Source organism: uncultured Ferrovibrio sp. (assembly GCF_937960835.1).
Classification (GTDB): Bacteria; Pseudomonadota; Alphaproteobacteria; order Ferrovibrionales; family Ferrovibrionaceae; genus Ferrovibrio.
This window is the reverse complement of sequence record NZ_CALGPC010000009.1, coordinates 81,163-100,590: the sequence shown is the minus strand read 5'-3', so window position 1 is coordinate 100,590 and position 19,428 is coordinate 81,163. Positions and strand designations below refer to the sequence as shown.

Annotated in this window: 20 protein-coding genes and 1 tRNA gene; 15 read left to right on the top strand and 6 right to left on the bottom strand. The window is 60.7% G+C overall.

Going from position 1 to position 19,428, the window contains the following annotated elements; genetic code table 11:
- Nucleotides 1-35: 35 nt before the first annotated feature.
- Complete coding sequence (locus Q0603_RS08805) at nucleotides 36-1,226, bottom strand: hypothetical protein (RefSeq protein WP_298724711.1); 1,191 nt, start codon at nucleotides 1,224-1,226, stop codon at nucleotides 36-38.
- A 259-nt stretch (nucleotides 1,227-1,485) separates the two neighbouring features.
- On the opposite strand from Q0603_RS08805, the gene Q0603_RS08800 reads away from it, so the two are divergent.
- Nucleotides 1,486-1,562, top strand: a tRNA-Arg gene (locus tag Q0603_RS08800).
- A 166-nt stretch (nucleotides 1,563-1,728) separates the two neighbouring features.
- On the opposite strand, the gene Q0603_RS08795 is transcribed toward Q0603_RS08800, so the two are convergent.
- The 3 genes from Q0603_RS08795 to coxB are packed head-to-tail and all read right to left on the bottom strand — an operon-like array spanning nucleotide 1,729 to nucleotide 5,305.
- Complete coding sequence (locus tag Q0603_RS08795; RefSeq protein WP_298724709.1) at nucleotides 1,729-2,142, bottom strand: hypothetical protein; 414 nt, start codon at nucleotides 2,140-2,142, stop codon at nucleotides 1,729-1,731.
- Entirely contained in the window at nucleotides 2,139-4,640 is a 2,502-nt protein-coding gene (ctaD, locus tag Q0603_RS08790) for a cytochrome c oxidase subunit I (RefSeq protein WP_298724707.1), read from the bottom strand. The genes Q0603_RS08795 and ctaD overlap by 4 nt, the downstream gene beginning before the upstream one ends.
- Nucleotides 4,640-5,305 carry a cytochrome c oxidase subunit II gene (gene coxB, locus Q0603_RS08785; RefSeq protein ID WP_298724705.1) on the bottom strand — a complete coding sequence of 222 codons (666 nt, stop codon included), beginning with the start codon at nucleotides 5,303-5,305 and terminating at the stop codon, nucleotides 4,640-4,642. Before coxB ends, ctaD begins: the two co-directional genes overlap by 1 nt.
- Nucleotides 5,306-5,368: 63 nt before the next feature.
- Between coxB and Q0603_RS08780 the strand changes: the two genes are divergently transcribed.
- The gene (locus tag Q0603_RS08780; RefSeq protein WP_298724703.1) at nucleotides 5,369-5,851 is read left to right on the top strand and encodes a DUF2231 domain-containing protein; all 483 of its coding nucleotides are present in this window, start codon (nucleotides 5,369-5,371) and stop codon (nucleotides 5,849-5,851) included.
- Here the strand turns inward: Q0603_RS08780 and Q0603_RS08775 are convergent.
- Together Q0603_RS08775 and Q0603_RS08770 are read right to left on the bottom strand one after the other, a co-directional pair.
- Nucleotides 5,815-6,312, bottom strand: coding sequence for a CopD family protein (locus tag Q0603_RS08775; protein WP_298724701.1), 498 nt, complete (start codon nucleotides 6,310-6,312; stop codon nucleotides 5,815-5,817). The two genes, Q0603_RS08780 and Q0603_RS08775, sit on opposite strands and share 37 nt — an antisense overlap.
- Nucleotides 6,309-7,097, bottom strand: a complete 789-nt coding sequence (locus Q0603_RS08770; RefSeq protein ID WP_298724699.1) for a cytochrome c oxidase assembly protein — start codon at nucleotides 7,095-7,097, stop codon at nucleotides 6,309-6,311. The genes Q0603_RS08775 and Q0603_RS08770 overlap by 4 nt, the downstream gene beginning before the upstream one ends.
- Nucleotides 7,098-7,367: 270 nt before the next feature.
- Between Q0603_RS08770 and Q0603_RS08765 the strand changes: the two genes are divergently transcribed.
- The 13 genes from Q0603_RS08765 to Q0603_RS08705 all read left to right on the top strand — a co-directional run bounded on the left by Q0603_RS08765 (nucleotide 7,368) and on the right by Q0603_RS08705 (nucleotide 19,154).
- Complete coding sequence (locus tag Q0603_RS08765) at nucleotides 7,368-7,580, top strand: hypothetical protein (RefSeq protein WP_298724697.1); 213 nt, start codon at nucleotides 7,368-7,370, stop codon at nucleotides 7,578-7,580.
- Between the two features lie 7 nt (nucleotides 7,581-7,587).
- Nucleotides 7,588-10,533 carry a formate dehydrogenase subunit alpha gene (locus Q0603_RS08760; RefSeq protein WP_298724695.1) on the top strand — a complete coding sequence of 982 codons (2,946 nt, stop codon included), beginning with the start codon at nucleotides 7,588-7,590 and terminating at the stop codon, nucleotides 10,531-10,533.
- Between the two features lie 10 nt (nucleotides 10,534-10,543).
- Nucleotides 10,544-11,140, top strand: coding sequence for a formate dehydrogenase FDH3 subunit beta (fdh3B, locus tag Q0603_RS08755; RefSeq protein ID WP_298724693.1), 597 nt, complete (start codon nucleotides 10,544-10,546; stop codon nucleotides 11,138-11,140).
- 59 nt (nucleotides 11,141-11,199) lie between these two features.
- Nucleotides 11,200-12,165 carry a formate dehydrogenase subunit gamma gene (locus Q0603_RS08750; protein ID WP_298724691.1) on the top strand — a complete coding sequence of 322 codons (966 nt, stop codon included), beginning with the start codon at nucleotides 11,200-11,202 and terminating at the stop codon, nucleotides 12,163-12,165.
- A complete protein-coding gene (locus Q0603_RS08745) occupies nucleotides 12,162-12,350 on the top strand; it encodes a hypothetical protein (protein ID WP_298724689.1) in 189 nt (62 codons plus the stop codon). The genes Q0603_RS08750 and Q0603_RS08745 overlap by 4 nt, the downstream gene beginning before the upstream one ends.
- A 5-nt stretch (nucleotides 12,351-12,355) precedes the next feature.
- Complete coding sequence (locus Q0603_RS08740; RefSeq protein WP_298724687.1) at nucleotides 12,356-12,841, top strand: DUF3305 domain-containing protein; 486 nt, start codon at nucleotides 12,356-12,358, stop codon at nucleotides 12,839-12,841.
- A complete protein-coding gene (locus Q0603_RS08735) occupies nucleotides 12,838-13,209 on the top strand; it encodes a DUF3306 domain-containing protein (RefSeq protein WP_298724684.1) in 372 nt (123 codons plus the stop codon). The genes Q0603_RS08740 and Q0603_RS08735 overlap by 4 nt, the downstream gene beginning before the upstream one ends.
- The gene (locus Q0603_RS08730) at nucleotides 13,202-13,717 is read left to right on the top strand and encodes a hypothetical protein (RefSeq protein ID WP_298724682.1); all 516 of its coding nucleotides are present in this window, start codon (nucleotides 13,202-13,204) and stop codon (nucleotides 13,715-13,717) included. The genes Q0603_RS08735 and Q0603_RS08730 overlap by 8 nt, the downstream gene beginning before the upstream one ends.
- A 448-nt stretch (nucleotides 13,718-14,165) precedes the next feature.
- A complete protein-coding gene (locus Q0603_RS08725) occupies nucleotides 14,166-15,188 on the top strand; it encodes a thiamine pyrophosphate-dependent dehydrogenase E1 component subunit alpha (protein WP_298724681.1) in 1,023 nt (340 codons plus the stop codon).
- A complete protein-coding gene (locus Q0603_RS08720; protein ID WP_298724679.1) occupies nucleotides 15,179-16,138 on the top strand; it encodes a transketolase C-terminal domain-containing protein in 960 nt (319 codons plus the stop codon). The genes Q0603_RS08725 and Q0603_RS08720 overlap by 10 nt, the downstream gene beginning before the upstream one ends.
- Before the next feature lie 110 nt (nucleotides 16,139-16,248).
- Complete coding sequence (locus Q0603_RS08715; protein ID WP_298724677.1) at nucleotides 16,249-17,298, top strand: DctP family TRAP transporter solute-binding subunit; 1,050 nt, start codon at nucleotides 16,249-16,251, stop codon at nucleotides 17,296-17,298.
- A gap of 75 nt (nucleotides 17,299-17,373) precedes the next feature.
- Nucleotides 17,374-17,874 (top strand): TRAP transporter small permease, encoded by a 501-nt coding sequence (locus Q0603_RS08710; protein ID WP_298724676.1) that lies wholly within the window; start codon nucleotides 17,374-17,376, stop codon nucleotides 17,872-17,874.
- Entirely contained in the window at nucleotides 17,871-19,154 is a 1,284-nt protein-coding gene (locus Q0603_RS08705) for a TRAP transporter large permease (RefSeq protein ID WP_298724674.1), read from the top strand. The genes Q0603_RS08710 and Q0603_RS08705 overlap by 4 nt, the downstream gene beginning before the upstream one ends.
- The last annotated feature ends 274 nt before the right edge of the window (nucleotides 19,155-19,428 follow it).

Below are 19,428 nucleotides of genomic sequence, written 5' to 3'. Positions count from 1 at the left end.
GGCGGGCTTTTTAATGACCGACGCCGATACTGGGATCAGCGAACGAAGACATGGACCTCGTTGGTAGCCGCTTGAGCGTTGCTGCCGGCAGTCACATTCACGCGGCTAGCCGGCAGGCCCATATCCGCCAGCGAACGCAGCACGCGGTCGGCATTGCGGCGGGCCTGGTTTTGGTTGCTGGCGGACTGCGCCTGAGTGCCGCCGGCGGCCACAGCAACCACGTCGAACACGGCATTCGGCTTCCGCTGCAGGGCCTGCGAGACAGCATTATAGAGCGCCTGCTGATACGGCACATCAGCGCGGTCAAAGCGGATCACCACCAGCGGTACGCGGCCATCGGTGCTGACCGGGGTGCCGATATCGGCAGCTGCAAACTGCTGCGTACCGGCGTAATAGGTGGCGCGGTTGCCCAAGGCCGGGCCCAGCAACTCACCCTGCTTGATCGCGGCCGACAGCGTGGTCAGGTTGGTCCGCTCGCTGCCGATGTAATTCGTCTGGCGTGCCACGTCCTGGCTCAGCTCGCCAAGCAGGCGGTCGATCAGCACCACCGTTTTGGCGGTCTCGTCTTCCAGAACGGCCAGCTGACGATGATCCTCGTCGATTGCGCCCGAAAGGCTGTAGGTCGATTTGATCGACTGCAGCAGATAGGTGGCCATGGCGGAATCGGCGGCGACCTGATTGCCCAGGCCGCTCAGCTGATTCACGTCAGCTGCCATCCGGTCCAGTTCCACCTGTGCCTGGTTCCACTGGCTCAGCAGGATCGGGTTGCCGGGCGTGGTGCCCATCTGCAACCGGGTGCTGACGGCCGCCACCAGGCCATGGTAGCGCTGTGAATTCTGGGTTGCCTGAGTGCGGATGCTTTGCAACGTCTGATTGCGCTGGGTCACTTGCTGCTGCAGCTGCGCCAATTCGCCGCGCATCTGCTGAACCTTCTGTCCGACGAAAGTACCGGTCGGCTGGCCCGGAGTGACGCCGGGAACAACGAAATTGGTCGAGCCCATCGTGGGGGGGCTCAAGGTCGGTTGCGGATTGGCCTCGGCCGCTGACGGCGGAATCTGCTGGACAGTGTCACTGCTGCCGCCGGCCGGATCCTCGCCGGTCAAAGACGGCCACAGCGCTTCCGACGTATAGGAGCAGCCGGACAGAAGAAGGGCTAAGGAAGTGACGGCACCCGCTGAAGCCAAACGACGGCGCTGCAGCGCCGGATTACGAACAGGATATGCCATGCCGCGCCGTCTCGCGTTGAAGTTATCGTGTCTTGTCATGCTGGCCTGAAGGCCCCCCGTTAGCACTCGGCGCAGCACCGTCCTGCGGCCGGTGCGCACCTTCTGCGAACACTGCTATTCTACGGGCGGGCGGTACTGCCCGCAAGCTCCATCTGCCAGTAGAATCCGTGGGTTGCGCTGAATCGAATAGGACCTTCGTGGCCCTTGCATCGTCTGGTCGAATTGAGTAGGTTCCGCCCCCACGCGGTTAGCCGCATGCGCGCTCGTAGCTCAGCTGGATAGAGCACCAGACTACGAATCTGGGGGTCAGGAGTTCGAATCTCTTCGAGCGCGCCATTTCTTTCAAATACTTAGGTATTCCCACCACGCCGGATGGCTCGTGTCTGGGACTTTTGAAAATCCCGGTCAAATCTTTCATCGCTTAGGGCTCAAAAGCCCTCTTCTTGGCGCGGGTATGGGATTCGGGGCCTCGATTCTCAGGTCCTCGATTCGCCCTCATTGATTAGTGCGGTGCCGACGACCCGCTCCGTTCGGGTTCTAATTGCTCGCCTTTCACCAGAGTTGGCGTCACACCGCAATTCGAAGCCAGCAGTAGGGGCGCACTGGTCCACAGCGTCGCCGCGAGCGCGAACGCCGCGGTAATGCCATGGAGCGTGAGCAGGAAACCCGGTGTGTGGCGCGCCCGCGCTATGCGCCAGGCGGAAAAAAGTATCGCCGTCAGTATGGCGATATGGAGCGGGAGCAGAAGGAATGGTGCCAGCTGCTGCAGCGTTATTACGCCAAGTGTGACACCCTGCCAGCCCATCGCGCAGCCAAGCGACACGGCTGCATAGATACTCGCGAAGGCTGACGCCCAGACGAGGAACCCTACTAAAAGCCCGAACGGGCTGCTGGAAACCTGGCGCCAATTGATCATGGCGCCACCGGAGAGATAAGCCGCAGAAGCGCGAGCCCGATCAGGCCAGCTAAGGCGACATAGGTATACCATAGCAGCAGAATGCGCGGCTCGGCAGAGCGCGTTGCTGAGATATATCCGCACCGACCGCGAGCGATTGTGAAGCCGGTCATAACGAGTGCAACCATGACATGGAGCGCCAGATACCAGAGCATCGCCGTGGATAGTGCGTGAACAGCATGTGCCTTGGCGTCTGGCGCGGCACGGATCAGATAGACGAGCAGCGCGGCGGCGAGCAGCTGCTGGACAAAGGCGATTCCGATAAGACGCTGCCGTGGGGCTGGCGTCGCTACTGCCCTGACAGTTCGCCGCATCGCAAAGACGGCGCCGGCGAGAAGGCCGATGATTACGATGTCGAGCCACATTGCAGCACCGGAAGCGATGGCTGGCTGGACTTCTCCCGGCGTCACGACCAGCAGGAATATGCCGCCGAAGAGCAGCGAGGCGAACATGGTACCGTCTGCTACAAGCGTGAAGGCCATCGCCCACCAGGCCGGTGGCCGCTCTGTTTCGGCATGCAGCGGCAGGGACAGGCCGAGACCGGCAGGCAGGGCGCCATAATCGCGCTGCAGCCCCGAGTGCCAAGCCCAGACCAGGAAGAGAGTCATCGCGGTTGCCAAGCCGGCGAGGGCGAGTCCGTAGATTTTGAAGAGCGCGCCCAGAAAGAAAACTGCTGTCGCGAGTGCGGCGAAAAACGGCAGATAAGTAGGCTTGGGCAGAAGAACGATCTGATCCGGCCGGCCCGAGACCATGTCGACGCTCAAGGTCTCCATCCAGCCGTGACGGACCTCCGGCAAATAGCCGTCGCCCGTAGCGAGTTTCAGAGCCAAACCGCTTTGCGCCTTGAGTGGATACCGGCTGCGTATGTGTGGCAAAGCAGCGAAATTATAAAGCGGCACCGGCCCGGGAACCGTCCATTCCAGCGTATCCGCCTGCCACGGATTTCGGCAGGACCGCGGCGCAAATCTGAGCTGCAGGATGATGTCGACGACGAAGAGCGCGAACCCTGCCGCCATGACGAAGGACCCCATCGAGGAGATCAGGTTCAGGACGTCCCAGTTCATTTCGACAGGATAAGTGAAGATTCGCCGCGGCATCCCTCTGAGGCCGGTGAGATGCATCAGGAAGAACGTGCCATGGAAGCCGAGAAAGATAAGCCAGAAGGCGACCAGCCCCAGCCGGTGTTGTGCCTGGCGACCAGTGAAACGCGGAAGCCAGTAATAAGCAGCGGCGAGCATCGGGAAAACGAAGCCGCCAACCAGTACATAATGCAGATGCGCCACCACAAAATGCGTGTCATGGGCTTGCCAGTCGAAGGGCACGACGCCGACCATCACGCCAGTCAGCCCCCCCATCACGAAGACGAAAAAGAAGCCAAGTATGTAGAGCATGGGCAGTTTTAGCTGGGGGCGTCCCATCACCAGCGTGGCGAGCCAGCTGAAAATCTGGACCGAGGTGGGAATCACCACCAGCAAGCTGGCGGCCGAGAAAAACGCCAGCGACAGGTGCGGCAGGCCAGTGGTGAACATGTGATGCACCCAGAGGCCGAAGCTGATGAATCCAAGTGCGATGATGCTGGCGACCAGCCAGCTGTAGCCGATCAGCCGTTGCCGGCTCAGCACCGGCAATATTGTCGAGATTGCGCCGGCCGCCGGCAGGAAGATGATGTAGACTTCGGGATGGCCGAACATCCAGAAGAGGTGCTGCCAGAGCAGCGGATCGCCGCCGCGCGTCGGATCGAAGAAAGGCCAGCCGAAAGCGCGTTCGACTTCCAGCAGGATTGAGCCGAGGATCAGCGGCGGAAATCCCACCAGTATCATGAAAGCCGTCACCAGCATATACCAGGCGAAAATCGGCAGACGCTGCAGCGACATGCCACCGGTCCTGATCCTGAGAATGCTGACCGCAATCTCGACGGCGGCCGAGATCGCGGAAATTTCAACGAAGGTGATGCCGATTAGCCAGACATCCGAATTGATTCCGGGCGTGTAAGGCTTCGAGCTGAGCGGCGTGTACATGAACCAGCCCGAATCCGGCGCGTAGCCAATGGCGAGCGCCACGACCAGGATCGAACCGCCAAGCACATAACACCAATAGCCGTACGCGCTCAGTCGCGGAAAGGCCATGTCGCGTGAACCCAGCATCTTGGGCAGCAGATACATCGCCAGTCCCTCGAATAACGGAATGGCAAAGAGAAACATCATCACCGTGCCATGCATGGTGAAGAACTGGTTGTAGATCTCTGGTCCGACGAAGGCGCTTCGGGAAGTTGCGAGCTGGGCGCGAAGCAACATGGCGAGCAGGCCGCCGATGGCGAAAAAGGCGAGCGCTGTGAGAATGAAGCGACGACCGATGATGCTGTGATTCACAGCAGCCAGCCGGCCCCAGCCCGGAGGATTGCACCAGGCGCGCTGTAAGTCCTTGTGACGCAAAAGCGCGCTTTTGCCGGACGCAGCCATCAGTTGCTCCGTGTTTCGTCCATGGCCTGGCGCAGGACCGTTTCAAACTCAGCCAGCGGAACCACCTCGACCGTGAAGTACATACCCGCATGGTTTAGGCCGCAGAATTCGGCGCAGGCACCAGCATATGTTCCCACCTGCTCCGAGATGATGCGCATCACATGAATGCGCCCGGGCAGCGCATCTATTTTTCCGCCGAGCCGTGGAATCCAGAAACTGTGGATGACATCCTGACTGCTGATTGCAATATCGACTGGCTGCCCCGCGGGCAGTACCAGCCGATCCGACATCTCTATCCCGCTGGCATAGCGGAAGGTCCATTGCCATTGCGCCGCCATGGCCTGCACGCGCAGCGCCGCCGGCCGCGCCGGATCCGCGAGAAGCCGCTCGCCGGTGAACAGCGCATAGGCCAGTAAGACCGAGAGCACGGTCGCAGGAAAGACCAGCCCGCCGCCAAGAATATAGATAGCGTGCGGGCGACGCAGATATCTTCGCGCTGAGGTGAAGGCAAGCGTCAGCAACGTCATCACCAGGAGGAAAACAAGGCCGCTCCCCACCAGCATGATCCACCACAGATCGGCCACCGCGCTCGCCTGGGGACTGGCAGGGTCAAGGCTGGACAGCGGTCCATCGCAGCCGGTGCCGAGTAGGGGCAGCATCAACATGGACCTTTCGCCGCGGCGAGACGTTATGAGGCAGTGAATTCTCCCGTGACCTTGCGAGGTGGAATGAAGGAGCCCGTCGCCGAGATTTTGGAACATGACGTCAGTTCCACTGTGGCCGTAGCGGGTCATCCGATCCATGCGATGTTGGTGGTCTTTCCGATCGCACTGGTCCTCGGCACACTTGCTTGCGACGTCTTTTACTGGTGGAGCGCCGATCCCTTCTGGGCGCGGGTGGCGCTCTGGGCTGCGGGATCTGGTTTCTGGCTGGGTCTCTTGGCCGCCTTGGCCGGCCTGGCAGAATTGTTGCTGGTGCGCGGCATCCGCATCCGCGTGGCAAGCTGGTCGCATGCCGTGGCGGCGATGATGCTGCTGTCGATCGCAGGGTTGAACTGGGGCTGGCGGCTGCATGATGCCGAGGCGGCAATCCTGCCGGTCGGTCTCGCGCTCTCGGCCCTTGGCAGCTTCTTCGTCGCATTGGCGGGCTGGCACGGGGGCAAGCTGGTTTTCGATCATGGGATTGGCACCATGGTGTCGACCAGCGACTGAAGGCTGCCGGGCACACGCAGCCATACCGGAAAGCTCTCAACTGCGATCCACGGCTTGTTGAGAACGCACCATAGTACAAGCAGGACTAAACCTGTCGTCGTGCCCGTAGCGAAGACAGCTCGCCACGGGTGATAAATGCCATCCGTCCGGAATAGGCGGACAACATGATGTCCGGCGCGCATATGCAACACCACAAGGCCACCGACGAAGACCAGCTTCACCGCCATCCAGGGCGTAAAAACTTCCGCGAGCAGGATCAAAGCAATGCCGGAGGCGATGGCGACAACGGCTGCGGGCGAGGCCAGATGGACATAACCAAAGCGCAGGATATGCTGCAGCCTGCGTGTCTCTGACTTCGACAGGCGGTGCGATTTGGCGAGAAGCAGGCTCGGCAGACCGAGCAGTGTAGCGCTCCAGATTGCGATCGCAGCAATATGCGCAACCTTCAACCAGGCGATCACTGTAGCTTGCCCTCCCGCAGAGGAGGTCGATAAGGCCGCGCCAGAACCAGAGCGACCGCAGCGATGAAATAGGGCAACGCACCAGGCACCCACATCAGCGCGCCGCCAAGCTGCTGGTCTTCCAGCGGTGACAGCCCCCAGAGCGGGGTGGTTGCGATATGCGGCAAGTAGAGTGCCGCCGGTGCGAATGTGAGCAGGGCGCCCAGCAACCCCATCTGGATTACGGTGGCAAGTAGTGCGAGCAGCACTGACAGCGGCGCAACGCGGGCGGCAACGCAGACGCTTGCCCAGAACAGCAGAGCAGCAGCCAGCAGGCTCGTTTGCATCGCCCAATAGACCCCCGGCAGGTCATAAGCGGCGATGTATAGCGGTGGGATGTGCCAAAGCCAGAACACGCCTGCTTTCAGGGTGGCAGCGACGCCGGGCGCGACGAGAACAGAAACGGGTGTAAACGGGCGAAGAAAACCGGCCAGCAGCGGCGCGGCAAGCGCGACCATCAGGATATGATGTGCCACGCGACCGGAGAAGAGCGCCGTGGTGAGTGCGCAGAACGGCGAAATGAACAGGAACAGCAGGATGGCGGTACCAACTATCCCTTTCTGGGCCATGGCGCGGGTGCGATCTTTGCGGCTTCGCCAAAGCCAAATCCCGACCAGCACTGCGCCACCTGTGACCGCAAGCAGAATTGGATCCAGGTTCCAGCGGCCAAGCCACGCTTCCGGTGATGGCGGCGGCCCGCAATAAGGGACGACGCCGGGAATGTCCTGCCGTACCAGTGTCAGCATCGAGGCTTGCCCCAGCGCTCAGCTCGCCAATCTCGATCATCTTTGTCGAATGACATTCGTGAGGTGATGCGCATCTCCGCCCCCGGTTCGTCGAAGTGCAACAGCGGGTGTCGCACTTGGTTCCGAAAAAGGCCGGACCGCCGCGGAATTCTCAATATGACGAAGTCGTGGGGGGTGGGCACGGCACAACAAATCGCCGCTGTGTCTCAATCGCGAGGAACACTCGCGACGCAAGCGGGTTGCGCAACAAAGCCACATCGGGGAGATGCCATGAAACAGGGTTTATCGCTCGGTCGCCGTGATCTGCTGCGCGGCCTGATCATGACTGGCGGGACGACAGCCACGGTATTTGCGGCCACCGCGGTACGCGATGCCCACGCCTATGATCCCGGCCAGCGCGAGCGCGTTGCAAGATACCAGCCAGATAGCGCCGATGTGCAGGCCTTCTACCGCACCAACGGCTATGAGACCCTTAAGAAATGAGGCGGCCATGTTGATCCGGCAGGGAGGCCGCACCCGCAGGTTCCTCGGCACTATTAATGCTGCCGCGACGCCTGACTCCACCGTAGACCGGCGCACTTTTCTGCGTCGCTCCGGCTTTGCCGCCGGCGGACTCGGCGCCTTCGCAGCACTTTCGATCGGTATGGTCACTCGCAGCGAAGCGGTGCCCGGTCCGGCGCCGGGCGAAGCGACGGAGCGGCGCAAGAATGTCTGCACGCATTGTTCGGTTGGGTGTACGGTGATTGCCGAGGTGCAGAACGGTGTCTGGACCGGACAGGAGCCGGCTTGGGACAGCCCAATCAACCGTGGCAGCCATTGTGCGAAAGGTGCCGCGATCCGCGAGATCGTTCAGGGCGAACGACGGCTGAAATACCCCATGAAGCTCGTCAACGGCCGGTGGCAGCGCATCGGTTGGGACCAAGCCATCGAAGAGATCGGTGACAAGCTGCAGACCTTGCGGGAGGAGAGCGGTGCCGATTCCGTCTTCTGGCTAGGCTCAGCGAAATTCACTAACGAGGCCGCTTATCTGATGCGGAAGCTGGCCGCATTCTGGGGCACCAACAGCATCGATCACCAGGCTCGCATCTGTCATTCCACTACTGTCGCTGGTGTCGCCAATACCTGGGGCTATGGTGCGCAGACAAATTCCTACAATGATCTGCGCAATTCCAAGACCATGATCATCATGGGTGGCAATCCGGCGGAAGCACACCCGATCTCGATGCAACACATTCTTGCAGGCAAAGAGATCAATCGCGCCAACGTGATCGTGATCGATCCGCGTTTCACGCGCACGGCCGCCCATGCGACCATGTATGTGCGGCTTCGCCCCGGTACCGATATCCCGGTTCTAATGGGTATCATGTGGCATGTTGTCAGGAATGGTTGGGAAGATACCGAATTTCTGAACCAGCGCGTTTATGGCATGGACCAGGTGCGCGAGGTTATTGAACGCTATCCTCCCGAAGAGGTTGAGCGGATCAGCGGCGTGAAGGGTGACCAGCTGCGTCGTGTGGCTGAACTGTTGGCGACGCAGAAGCCGGCAACCCTGATCTGGTGCATGGGGCAAACGCAGAAGACAGTCGGCACGGCCAATGTACGCGCCTCCTGCCTCGCCCTCCTGCTCACCGGCAATGTCGGGAAGCCGGGGACCGGCGCTAATATATTCCGCGGGCATACCAATGTGCAGGGCGCAACTGATCTCGGCCTCGATGTCACCAGCCTGCCGCTTTATTACGGCCTGACCGAGGTGGCCTGGAAACACTGGGCCCGGGTCTGGGAGGTCGATTATGAGTGGCTGGAAAGTCGCTTTGACGAAGTACCTGCCAAAGTCGGCCGAAAACCGCGCAGTCGCCGCGAAAATATGGAAACACCGGGCATCACGTCGACACGCTGGTTTGACGCTGTGACTATGCCGGAAGATGTGATCGACCAGGCTACGCGGATTCGTGGCATGGTGGTAATGGGCCATGGCGGCAATACTGTGCCCCGCATTCCCGATGCCGTGAGAGGCGTAGAGGCGCTCGACGTATTAGTGGTGGTAGATCCGCATCCGACATCCTTCGCCTCCATGTCGGCCCGCAAAGACAATTTCTATCTGCTACCGGCTTGCACTTCGTTGGAGATGCATGGTTCGCGCACGGCCTCAAACCGCTCGCTGCAATGGGGAGAGCAGATCGTTCAGCCAGCCTTTGAGTCAAAAAACGACTACGAGATCATGTATTTGCTGGCGCGCAAGCTCGGCTTCGCCGACCTGATGTTCAAGAATATCAAGGTCGAGAATAACGTGCCGGTGGCCGAGGATATCCTCCGCGAAATCAATCGTGGTGGCTGGTCCACGGGCTATTGCGGTCAGTCACCTGAGCGACTCAAGGCACATATGCGTAACCAGGACAAATTCGATATCGTCACGTTGCGCGCACCGAAGGACGATCCGGAGGTCGGCGGCGATTATTACGGCCTGCCCTGGCCCTGCTGGGGCAAGCCTGAACTTCGCCATCCAGGTTCGGCCATTCTCTACAATACCGATCTGCATGTGATGGATGGCGGCAGCCCGTTTCGAGCCCGCTTTGGTTTGGTGCGTGATGGCGAGACCCTGCTGGCGGAAGATTCTTTTACGGCCGGTTCGGAGTTGACCGACGGCTATCCCGAATTCACCGTGGGCGTGCTCAAGAAACTCGGATGGGATGCCGATCTGCGGCCCGAAGAGCTGGAGATCATCCAGCGCATCGGCGGCGATGAGATCGAACGAGTGTCTTGGGCTGTCGATCTGTCCGGCGGCATCCAGCGCGTTTGCCTGCAGCATGGCGTGATGCATTACGGCAACGGCAAGGCTCGCGCCGTGGCCTGGAATCTGCCCGACCCTATTCCCGTGCATCGGGAACCGATTTACTCACCCAGCGTGGAATTAGTCGGCAAATATCCTACGCGACCCGATGAGCGGCAGTTTCGCATGCCCAATAACGGCTTCTCGATACAGAAGGCGGCGATCGAGCGGAACACGGCGCGCCAGTTTCCCCTCATCCTGAGCAGTGGCCGGCTGGTCGAATATGAAGGCGGCGGTGAGGAAACGCGATCCAACAGGTGGCTCGCCGAACTGCAGCAGGAGATGTTCATCGAGATCAATCCTGCCGACGCAGGTGAGCGCGGCATCCGCGACGGTCAGTGGGTCTGGGTATACGGACCTGAAAGCCAGTCGAAGGCGCGGATGAGGGCCCTGGTGACCGACCGGGTCGGCCGCGGGGTCGCCTGGATGCCCTTTCACTTCGCTGGCTTCTACCAGGGCGCCGATCTGCGTGGGCGCTATCCGCAGGGCGCCGATCCCATTGTTCTGGGTGAGAGCGCCAATACGATCACCACGTATGGCTATGACCCCGTGACCAACATGCATGAAGGCAAGGTGACGCTGTGTCAGATCGAGGCCGCGACTTCATGAGGAACACTGCATGGCCCGCATGAAATTCCTCTGCGATGCCGACCGCTGCATCGAGTGCAATGCCTGCGTCACGGCCTGCAAGAACGAGCATGACGTGCCCTGGGGCATCAACCGCCGTCGCGTGATTACACTGAATGACGGCAAACTGGGTGAGCGCTCCATTTCCATGGCCTGCATGCATTGTGAAGATGCTCCCTGCGCTGCGGTCTGTCCGGTTGACTGCTTCTACCGGACCGAAGATGGCGTGGTGCTGCATTCCAAGGACATGTGCATCGGCTGTGGCTATTGCTTCTACGCCTGCCCCTTCGGCGCGCCGCAATATCCGCAGGTCGGCAATTTCGGTAGCCGCGGCAAGATGGACAAATGCACCTTCTGCGCCGGGGGTCCGGAAGAGGATTCCACGGCAGACGAATATCGCAAATACGGCCGCAACCGACTGGCCGAAGGCAAGCTGCCGCTTTGCGCCGAGATGTGTTCCACGAAGTCACTGCTGGCAGGTGACGGCGAGATGATCGCGCAGATCTATCGTGAGCGCGTACGTCAGCGCGGATACGGCTCCGGCGCTTGGGGCTGGCGGACGGCCTATCGCAGCGATATCGCAGTTTAGCGGGGTGAGGGACTATGATGCGAATTGCTCCCCGCGGCCGGCTCTTTCCGATCCTCGGCATGCTGATACTCCTTTTTCTGGCCTTGCCGGTGACGGCGCAGCCGTCAGGCCAGGTCAATCCTACTGCAGCCGCACAGCAAGAGCGGCAGTTGCTGCAGGAGATGCAGAAGCTGGAGGGCCGCATCACCCTGCCACAGCGCCAGGCTGCAGTTCTGGAGCAGCCGCAGGGCCGGCAATATCAGGACGTGCATGAACGACTTTTGCCTTGGTCGGGTGCAATCATTATCCTCAGCCTGATCGCGGTGCTGGCAGCCTTCTATCTCGTGAAAGGCCGCCTTGGCCGCGACGTGAAAGACTCCGGCCGCAAGATCGAGCGGTTCAATTTCCTGGAACGCGCCAATCACTGGATGACGGCTACCTGCTTCATCGTGTTGGCGCTGACAGGACTCAATTACATTTTTGGCAAGCGGCTGATCATGTCGTTGGTCGGACCCGATGGCTTCGCCACTTGGTCACAATGGGCGAAGTATGCGCATAATTTCTTTTCCTGGCCCTTCATGGTTGGGATTCTTGTGATGATCCTGCTCTGGCTGCGCGACAATCTGCCGAACCGCTACGACTGGGAATGGCTGAAGTCAGGCGGCGGCATTTTCGGCCGGGGGAATCCCGATGCGGCGCGTTTCAATGCCGGCCAGAAACTCTTTTTCTGGGCCGTAGTGCTGGGTGGGATCTGGCTGTCGGCCACCGGCCTGCTGCTGTTGTTTCCCTTTGTCTGGGTCGACATCAATGGCATGCAGGTCGCGCAATATATGCATGCCGGCATGGGCATTTTGCTAATCGCCGTGATCCTCAGCCATATCTATATCGGCACGATCGGCATGAAGGGTGCCTATGACGCAATGGGCGACGGCAAGGTGGATCTGGCCTGGGCGCAGCATCATCACCGCATCTGGGTGGATGAGCGGCGATCGCGCCAAACGGACAGCGAGCAACCGGCTCGTCCCGCTTCGCAGGCGGGTGAATGATGCGGGCGATCCTGACCGGCAGCGCAATTGCCATCCTGCTTGCCGTCGCCGTCGGCCTGACGTTGCCTTCGGCGCGGGAACCTGCTTATCGGGCGTTTTCCGCTTCCAGCGTCCGGGTGGACGAACCGGGTGAGAATCTCGTCGGTCATAGCTGGGAAACTTCGCGTCTGCGCAGGGAGTTTTAAGTCGCATGTCAGTATTTTGTATTGAGATTGGGCTTATAGTTGCACGACGGCGTGTGCACAGCGCCTGGACCGATCACGTTTGGCTGGTGCGCGCCGCATTGCCGGCGGTGCCAGTTACGCCGGTCGGCACGGTCGTCTTCGAGAATGACCAGGAGAGCTGCCATTTTGCCGGCAGCGCCCGCCTGATGCTGCATCCGGCGCTGACCGCGCACTATTGCGACAATCTCATGGCGTTGCAGCCTTCGGTCTGGGTGCAGCTTCGCACCGACGGCGATTCCTGCCGCGTTTGCGCTGCGACGGTCGATCCCTATGAAGGCGAGGCGATGGGGGACGGGTTTGCCACTTTGGTCGAGGCGGTGGCGATGCCGTTCGAGATTCAGCGGCAGCTGCAGGCTTTCATCGCAACCTTCCATGTCGAGCGTCCATTCGTCAAACGCCAGCGTCGTTCAAGCGTCGTACAGGTTAGAGCTGCAGAGGGAGGGGCCGCATGACTGGGTCGCAATTTGCCCGATGGGCCAGACGCAAGCGTGCCGCACAGGGAACGCCCGCCGCTGCCACCGTGCACCCCGACACACCGCCGCCGGCGCTGCCAGCCATTGAGGAAATTACCGCGCTGACGGATATTCGGGGGTTTCTGCATCCCGGCGTTTCAGCAGAACTGCGCAAGGCCGCCCTGCGTAGGGCCTGGCTTGTCGATCCGGCCGTTCGCGATTTCGCCGGTCCGGCCCGCGACTACGACTTCGACTGGACGCGTGCCGAAGGCCTGCCCGCCGGCGGGCCGATCACCCCGCCGCCGACTGTTGATGCCCACCAGGTAAGGGTGAGTGATGCGACCGAAAAGGAGGCTGGCGATGCGTAGCAGTTTTTTGTTGCTGTTTTTGCTGCTGCTCATGACCGCGGGCGGCGCGCAAGCCGGTGAAGCCAATATCTGTCGTGAGCTGGCCAGCTATGTCGATTCGGCCACGAAGCAGGCTGGTCAGGAGAAACCAAGTGAAGGAAATTCTGGCACGAGCCCAGGCGACGTACGGCGAGACGGCCAAGGTACAGGCACCCAGGGCGGCGGTTCCGTGAGTTCGGAGTCGTCCTCAAATGACAGACAGCAAGCGGATGCGCCGGCAAATGCACCCGCTTCAAGTTCGGCGGCCCCGGAGCCCGCCACCAGTCCGCATGCCTCGTCGGACGCGACCACACCGCTTGGCGGTGAAGAGAAATGGCGCCGGCCCGATCATCTTTATGCGGTGGCGCGTGGGGGCGATATCTCCGCCTGCCGTAAAGCCACGCAAGATCTTCGCCGTGGCGGCGTCGATCTTCCAGCATCGCTTATTGCGTTAGCGGCCTATACGGAGAGGAGGCAAGGCAGAGAATAGGACAGGCTAACGGCCTCAGCTTTTGAGCGCGCCGCTTGTCTGGGACTCTGCAGGCAATTCAGGGCTTTCCTGGCGCAAAGCAATCGGGAAAGTTTCATAATTCCAAATACTTATGGATTGGCCCCATAACTGCGAATCTGGGGCAGGAGTTCGAATCTCTTCGAGCGCGCCATTTTCTCCTTTTCCGACCAACCGGTAGTGTTGCCTAATTTTTCGGTTTGCTGGACCAAAGCACGGCTCCGTGCGGCTGGGTTCGGCATGCGCGCTGGTACGGACTGGTGCTTCGCCAGTGGCTCGCTAGCATTCGCGAGACCGGATTTTGACTTGTTCATTCAGTGAAAACAGGAAGGTTGACGCGCAGATTATGCCGTCTGGCCCTTCCGGAGCCGTTTCGACCTTTGCTAGGATCGATAGCATAAGAACGAAATAACACCCGAGAAGCCACTCCGTGAAACAATCGAATATTACCAGCCCCGGATTGCTGGAGCTGTATCGCGCCATGTGTCGCATCCGTGCTTTCGAGGATGCGGCAGAAGAGGCAAGCCGCGGCGGCGTCGCTGCTTTTGGCCAGACGGCTGGCAGTCAGGCCAATGTACGTGGGCCGCTGCACCTTTCCACCGGTCAGGAAGCCGTAGCGGCTGGTGTCTGCGCCCACCTCAAGCCCGCCGATTATCTCACCTCCACCCATCGCGGCCATGGGCATACGCTGGCCAAGGGGGCGGATCTTGAACGCATGATGCACGAGCTGTTCGGCAAGGCGAGCGGCTTTTGCGGCGGGCGCGGCGGCTCGATGCATATCGCTGATTTCTCCGTCGGCATGCTGGGCGCCAATGGCGTTGTTGCCGCTGGAGTTCCGATTGCAGTCGGCGCGGCACAATCCATCAAGATCAGGAAGGCCGATGCCATCGCCGTGACTTTCTTCGGTGATGGTGCAATCAATCGTGGCCCCTTCGCCGAGAGTCTGAACTGGGCTGCGGCTTTCCAGCTGCCGATTCTGTTCGTCTGTGAAGACAATCAATGGTCGGCAACGACGAAGACCGGCACGATGTCGGCCGGCGGCGGTGCTGCGGCGCGGGCGCGCGCCCATGGCATTGAAGCGGAAGAAGTGGACGGCAATGATGTCGTCGCCGTAAGCGAGACGGCACGGCAGCTGATCGCCGATATCCGTGCCGGGAAGGGGCCGCGACTTCTGCATGCCCGAACCTATCGTTTCAAAGGCCATGTCTCGGTCGATCCTGCCATCTATCGCGATCCGGCAGAACTCGAAGCTGCGCTGAAGAGCGATCCGCTGCTGATCGCTGCCGAGCAACTGCGCGCCCAGGGGATAGAGCAGACGCAGATCGATGCGGTGATGCAGCAAGCTCGCGATGAGGTTGCTGCCGCTGTGCGTTCGGCACTCGCGGCACCCTGGCCGGCTAAGGATGCAGCCTGGTCGGAAATTCAGGATACCGGAGCCGGACAATGGCAGTGATGAATTATGCCGCTGCCGCTGCGGCTTCGTTGAAAGCGGCCATGCAGGCGGATGCCAGTGTTGTGGCTTTGGGTGAGGATCTCGGCCGCGGCGGTATTTTTGGCCAGTATCGCGGGTTGCTGGAGGATTTCGGGCCCGAGCGGATAATCGACACGCCGATTTCGGAAGCCACGATTGTCGGCGCCGCAGTCGGTATGGCGCTGACCGGACTGAAGCCGGTCGTCGAGATGCGGGTGATTGATTTTGCCCTCTGCGCCATGGACGAAATCGTCAACCAGGCCGCCAAGAATCGGTTTATGTTCGGCGGCCAGGGGAGGGTGCCGGCCGTAATCCGTATGCCGATCGGCATCTGGAGCGCGTCCGCCGCGCAGCACTCTCAATCTCTGGAAAGCTGGTTTGCCCATGTGCCGGGCCTGGTGGTGCTGGCGCCATCCACGCCGCAGGACAATTACAGCCTGTTGCAGGCTGCGCTGCAGTGCGGCGATCCGGTCGCCTATTTCGAACATAAGGAACTCTGGGCAACGGAAGGCGAGGTCGATGCCACGCAGCGCGTCGATATCGGGCGAGCCCGTATTCTGCGCGAAGGTCGGGACCTCACTATCGTCAGCTGGAGCAAAGCTGCCATCTGGTCGGCGGAAGCAGCAGCGCAACTGGCCAATCACGGGATCGAGGCCGAAGTCATCGACTTGCGCACGCTCTGGCCGTGGGACCGGGAAACCGTCTTTACCTCTGCACGGAAAACCGGCTGCGTCCTGATTGTGCACGAAGCTGTGCAAGTTGCCGGTTTCGGTGCGGAAATCGCCGCGACGCTGGCAGAAGAGGGGATGGCAAAGGTGGCTCGTCTCGGCGGCCCGCGGGTGCCGGTTGGCTATGCGCCGCTGCTTGAGGCGGAAGTCCGCGTCACGCCGGACCGCATCGTGGCCAAGGCGAAGGCATTGCTCGGGCGCTGAGAACCGCTAGCATGAGGCATATTGGCTTTGCGCGGCCGATATTGTATTGCGTCACATAAGGTACATGAAATACCGCAGTCCAATGCGGAAATCGAAACGGAGGAAACAACATGGATCGTCGTACGCTGCTCAAGGCCGGTGTTGCCGGCGCGGCCTTCACTGCCGCCCCTTATTTCTTTACCCGCCCGTCGATGGCGCAGGGCAAATATAAGGATGAGTACAAGCTCTCCACGGTGGTTGGCTTGCCGTTCCCCTGGGGCCAAGGTGGCGATATCTGGGCCAAGCTGGTGCGTGAGCGCACCGAAGGCCGCATCAACATCAAGATGTATCCAGGCGTCTCGCTGGTGAACGGCGATCAGACTCGCGAGTTCACCGCGATTCGCCAGGGCGTCATCGATCTTGCCGTCGGTTCGACGATCAACTGGTCTCCGCAGATCAAGCAGCTCAACCTCTTCTCGCTGCCCTTCTTGGCGCAGGACCATGCCGGTCTCGATGCCTTGGTGCAGGGTGAGGTCGGCAAGGAGATCATGCAGCTTGTCGAGAAGAATGGTGTCGTTCCGCTGGCCTGGGGTGAAAACGGCTTCCGTGAGGTGACCAATTCCAAACGCGAGATCCGCACGCCGGCCGATATGAAGGGCCTGAAGTTCCGCGTCGTCGGTTCGCCGATCTTCAACGATACCTTTACGGCTCTGGGCGCCAACCCGACCCAGATGAGCTGGGCCGATGCGCAGCCGGCGCTGGCGTCCGGCGCTGTCGAAGGTCAAGAAAACCCGCTGCACATCTTCACTGCGGCGAAGCTGCACACGCTTGCGCAGAAGTATGTGACGCGCTGGGGCTATGTGGCTGATCCGCTGATCTTCGTTGCCAACAAGGACGTTTGGAATTCCTGGACGCCGAAGGATCGCGATATCGTGCGCCAGGCCGCGATCGATGCTGGGAAGCAGGAGATCGCCATTGCCCGCAAGGGTCTTACCCCTGACGATCAGTCGCTGGTCAAGGAGGTCGCGGCGCTGGGGGTCACCGTCACCGAACTGACCGAAGCCGAGAAGAATGCCTTCAAGCAGGCGGTGAAGCCGGCTTATGACAAGTGGGCGCAGCAGATCGGTATCGATCTGGTGAAGAAAGCCGAAGCCGCGGTCGCGGCACGCAAGAAGGCGTAAAATTCTTAGGTCTGAGTTGTGCAAAGGCCGGCACGCTCGCCGTTCCGGCCTTTGCCTTTTCCGCCGGAGCGACTCTTGTCCATACCCTCCGAAGCTGAACCTCTCAAAGAGGCCTCCCAGCCCGAGCGGCTGAAATGGGAAGACTGGGTTGGCGCAGCCTGCATGGTGGCGCTTGCCCTGATCACCTTCGCCAATGTCCTGGTGCGCTACTTCACCAGCCAGTCTTTTGCCTGGACAGAGGAAATTTCGATTTCGCTCATGGTGGTGGTGACATTGGTCGCTGCGTCTGCGGCGGTCTATCGCGACCGCCATATCCGCATCGAAGTCTTTTTCGACAGCGGTTCTCCGCAGCGCCGCCGTCTGCTGGCGTTGTTCTCCGCGGCGATGACTGTGCTCGCTTTTACGCTGCTGGCTGTGTTTGCCAGCCGCTTCGCCTATGACGATTACCAATATGAGGTAACCTCCCCCGGTATCGGTGTGCCGCAATGGTGGTACAGCGTCTGGCTGCCTGTGCTTTCCATTGTCATCGCGATCCGGGGTTTGCAGGTTTTCCTGCGGGTGTGGCGCCGCAAATGATCGGCCTCATCATCTTCCTTCTTTTCATCGTGCTGATGCTGGCTGGTGTGCCGATCGGCGTGGCGCTCATGCTGGCTGGCAGCCTTGGCATTGGCATGGCCGACCTCGGCCTCATGTCGATCCCGAACAACTTCTATGCCGGACTGGCAAAGTATCCGCTGCTGGCACTGCCAATGTTCGTGCTTGTAGGCGTTGTCTTCGACCGCTCAGGCGTGGCCGAAAGGCTGGTTAATTTTGCCATTGCGATCCTGGGGCGCCGCCCCGGCATGCTGCCGGTGGTGGCCATAGCCGTCGCTATGCTGCTGGGTGGCATTTCCGGCTCCGGTCCGGCCAATGCAGCGGCCGTTGGCGGCGTCATGCTGATGGCGATGAAGCGCGCCGGTTATCCGGGAGGCTATTCGGCAACGGTGATCGGCGCTGCAGCCGCGACCGATATTTTGATTCCGCCTTCGATTGCCTTCATCGTTTATTCCGTGCTGGTGCCGGGTGCCTCGGTGCCGGCGCTGTTTTCTGCCGGTCTGATCCCTGGTGTGCTGGCTGGTCTGGCCCTGATGATCCCCGCCGTCTGGCTGGCGCGTCGGCACGGTTTCGGTCTTGCAGAAGCCAACCTTCCGCGGCCGCCATTTTGGCCCTCCTTCGTCGGTGCGCTCTGGGGTCTGGCTGCGCCGGTACTGATTCTCGGCGGCATGCGCGCTGGATGGTTCACGCCGACTGAAGCCGCTGTGGTTGCCGTCGTCTATGGTCTTTTTGTTGGCATGGTGGTGCATCGCAAGATCAAGCCGCGCGATCTGCTCGCCATCTTCGTCGAAGCGGCAGAGACCTCTGGCATCATCATGGTGGTGCTGGCATTGGCCAGTATATTTGCCTATGCGGTTAGCACGCTGGGCATTGTCGACCCGCTGGCGCGGGCCATAGCGGCTAGTGGGCTTGGCTCCCATGCCACGATGGCGATCATCATGGTGCTGCTGCTCGGTATTGGGATGGTGCTGGACGGCATTTCGATCTTCCTGATCTTCTTGCCGCTGCTGCTGCCGATCATGCGTAATTTCGCCTGGGATCCCGTCTGGTTCGGCGTGCTGCTCACCTACATGGTTGCGATTGGCCAGTTCACGCCGCCGATGGCGGTGAACCTGATGGTGTCATCGAAGCTGGCCGGTGTGCCAATCGAGCAGACGGTACGCTGGGCGGTATGGTTCGTCGCAGCCATGCTGGTGCTGGTGGTGGCTTTCATCGCCTTCCCGCCGCTGGTCACTTGGCTGCCGGGTGTTCTGGGTTACTGATCGATTAGCTGTAGGCTCCGTTTGCAACCAACCGGATGGTCGCTGCGGGTGGGCTACAGGCTCCCCGCTTTGATAACTCCGCGGGGTCGCCTCGGTGTGATCAACTGTTCATTCTAGAAATCAACGCGGTTCTCTTAACGAAGGGCAGTGGTGTCTTAAGGGGATATTAGCCTTTAGCCCGCTGGATTTGAGCAGTTCCTGTATATCGTCTTATTTCTGTGTACAACTACAAGTAGCTTTTGCAGGCTGCCTTAAACTTAAAGCGCAAAATTGG

What these genes read in the sequence shown, in the direction of transcription:
- Q0603_RS08805 (WP_298724711.1), bottom strand. Translation starts at nt 1,226, where the DNA reads ATGGCATATCCTGTTCGTAATCCGGCGCTGCAGCGCCGTCGTTTGGCT.
- Q0603_RS08795 (WP_298724709.1), bottom strand. Translation starts at nt 2,142, where the DNA reads ATGATCAATTGGCGCCAGGTTTCCAGCAGCCCGTTCGGGCTTTTAGTA.
- ctaD (WP_298724707.1), bottom strand. Translation starts at nt 4,640, where the DNA reads ATGGCTGCGTCCGGCAAAAGCGCGCTTTTGCGTCACAAGGACTTACAG.
- coxB (WP_298724705.1), bottom strand. Translation starts at nt 5,305, where the DNA reads ATGTTGATGCTGCCCCTACTCGGCACCGGCTGCGATGGACCGCTGTCC.
- Q0603_RS08780 (WP_298724703.1), top strand. Translation starts at nt 5,369, where the DNA reads ATGAAGGAGCCCGTCGCCGAGATTTTGGAACATGACGTCAGTTCCACT.
- Q0603_RS08770 (WP_298724699.1), bottom strand. Translation starts at nt 7,097, where the DNA reads ATGCTGACACTGGTACGGCAGGACATTCCCGGCGTCGTCCCTTATTGC.
- Q0603_RS08765 (WP_298724697.1), top strand. Translation starts at nt 7,368, where the DNA reads ATGAAACAGGGTTTATCGCTCGGTCGCCGTGATCTGCTGCGCGGCCTG.
- Q0603_RS08760 (WP_298724695.1), top strand. Translation starts at nt 7,588, where the DNA reads ATGTTGATCCGGCAGGGAGGCCGCACCCGCAGGTTCCTCGGCACTATT.
- fdh3B (WP_298724693.1), top strand. Translation starts at nt 10,544, where the DNA reads ATGGCCCGCATGAAATTCCTCTGCGATGCCGACCGCTGCATCGAGTGC.
- Q0603_RS08750 (WP_298724691.1), top strand. Translation starts at nt 11,200, where the DNA reads ATGCTGATACTCCTTTTTCTGGCCTTGCCGGTGACGGCGCAGCCGTCA.
- Q0603_RS08745 (WP_298724689.1), top strand. Translation starts at nt 12,162, where the DNA reads ATGATGCGGGCGATCCTGACCGGCAGCGCAATTGCCATCCTGCTTGCC.
- Q0603_RS08740 (WP_298724687.1), top strand. Translation starts at nt 12,356, where the DNA reads ATGTCAGTATTTTGTATTGAGATTGGGCTTATAGTTGCACGACGGCGT.
- Q0603_RS08735 (WP_298724684.1), top strand. Translation starts at nt 12,838, where the DNA reads ATGACTGGGTCGCAATTTGCCCGATGGGCCAGACGCAAGCGTGCCGCA.
- Q0603_RS08730 (WP_298724682.1), top strand. Translation starts at nt 13,202, where the DNA reads ATGCGTAGCAGTTTTTTGTTGCTGTTTTTGCTGCTGCTCATGACCGCG.
- Q0603_RS08720 (WP_298724679.1), top strand. Translation starts at nt 15,179, where the DNA reads ATGGCAGTGATGAATTATGCCGCTGCCGCTGCGGCTTCGTTGAAAGCG.
- Q0603_RS08715 (WP_298724677.1), top strand. Translation starts at nt 16,249, where the DNA reads ATGGATCGTCGTACGCTGCTCAAGGCCGGTGTTGCCGGCGCGGCCTTC.
- Q0603_RS08705 (WP_298724674.1), top strand. Translation starts at nt 17,871, where the DNA reads ATGATCGGCCTCATCATCTTCCTTCTTTTCATCGTGCTGATGCTGGCT.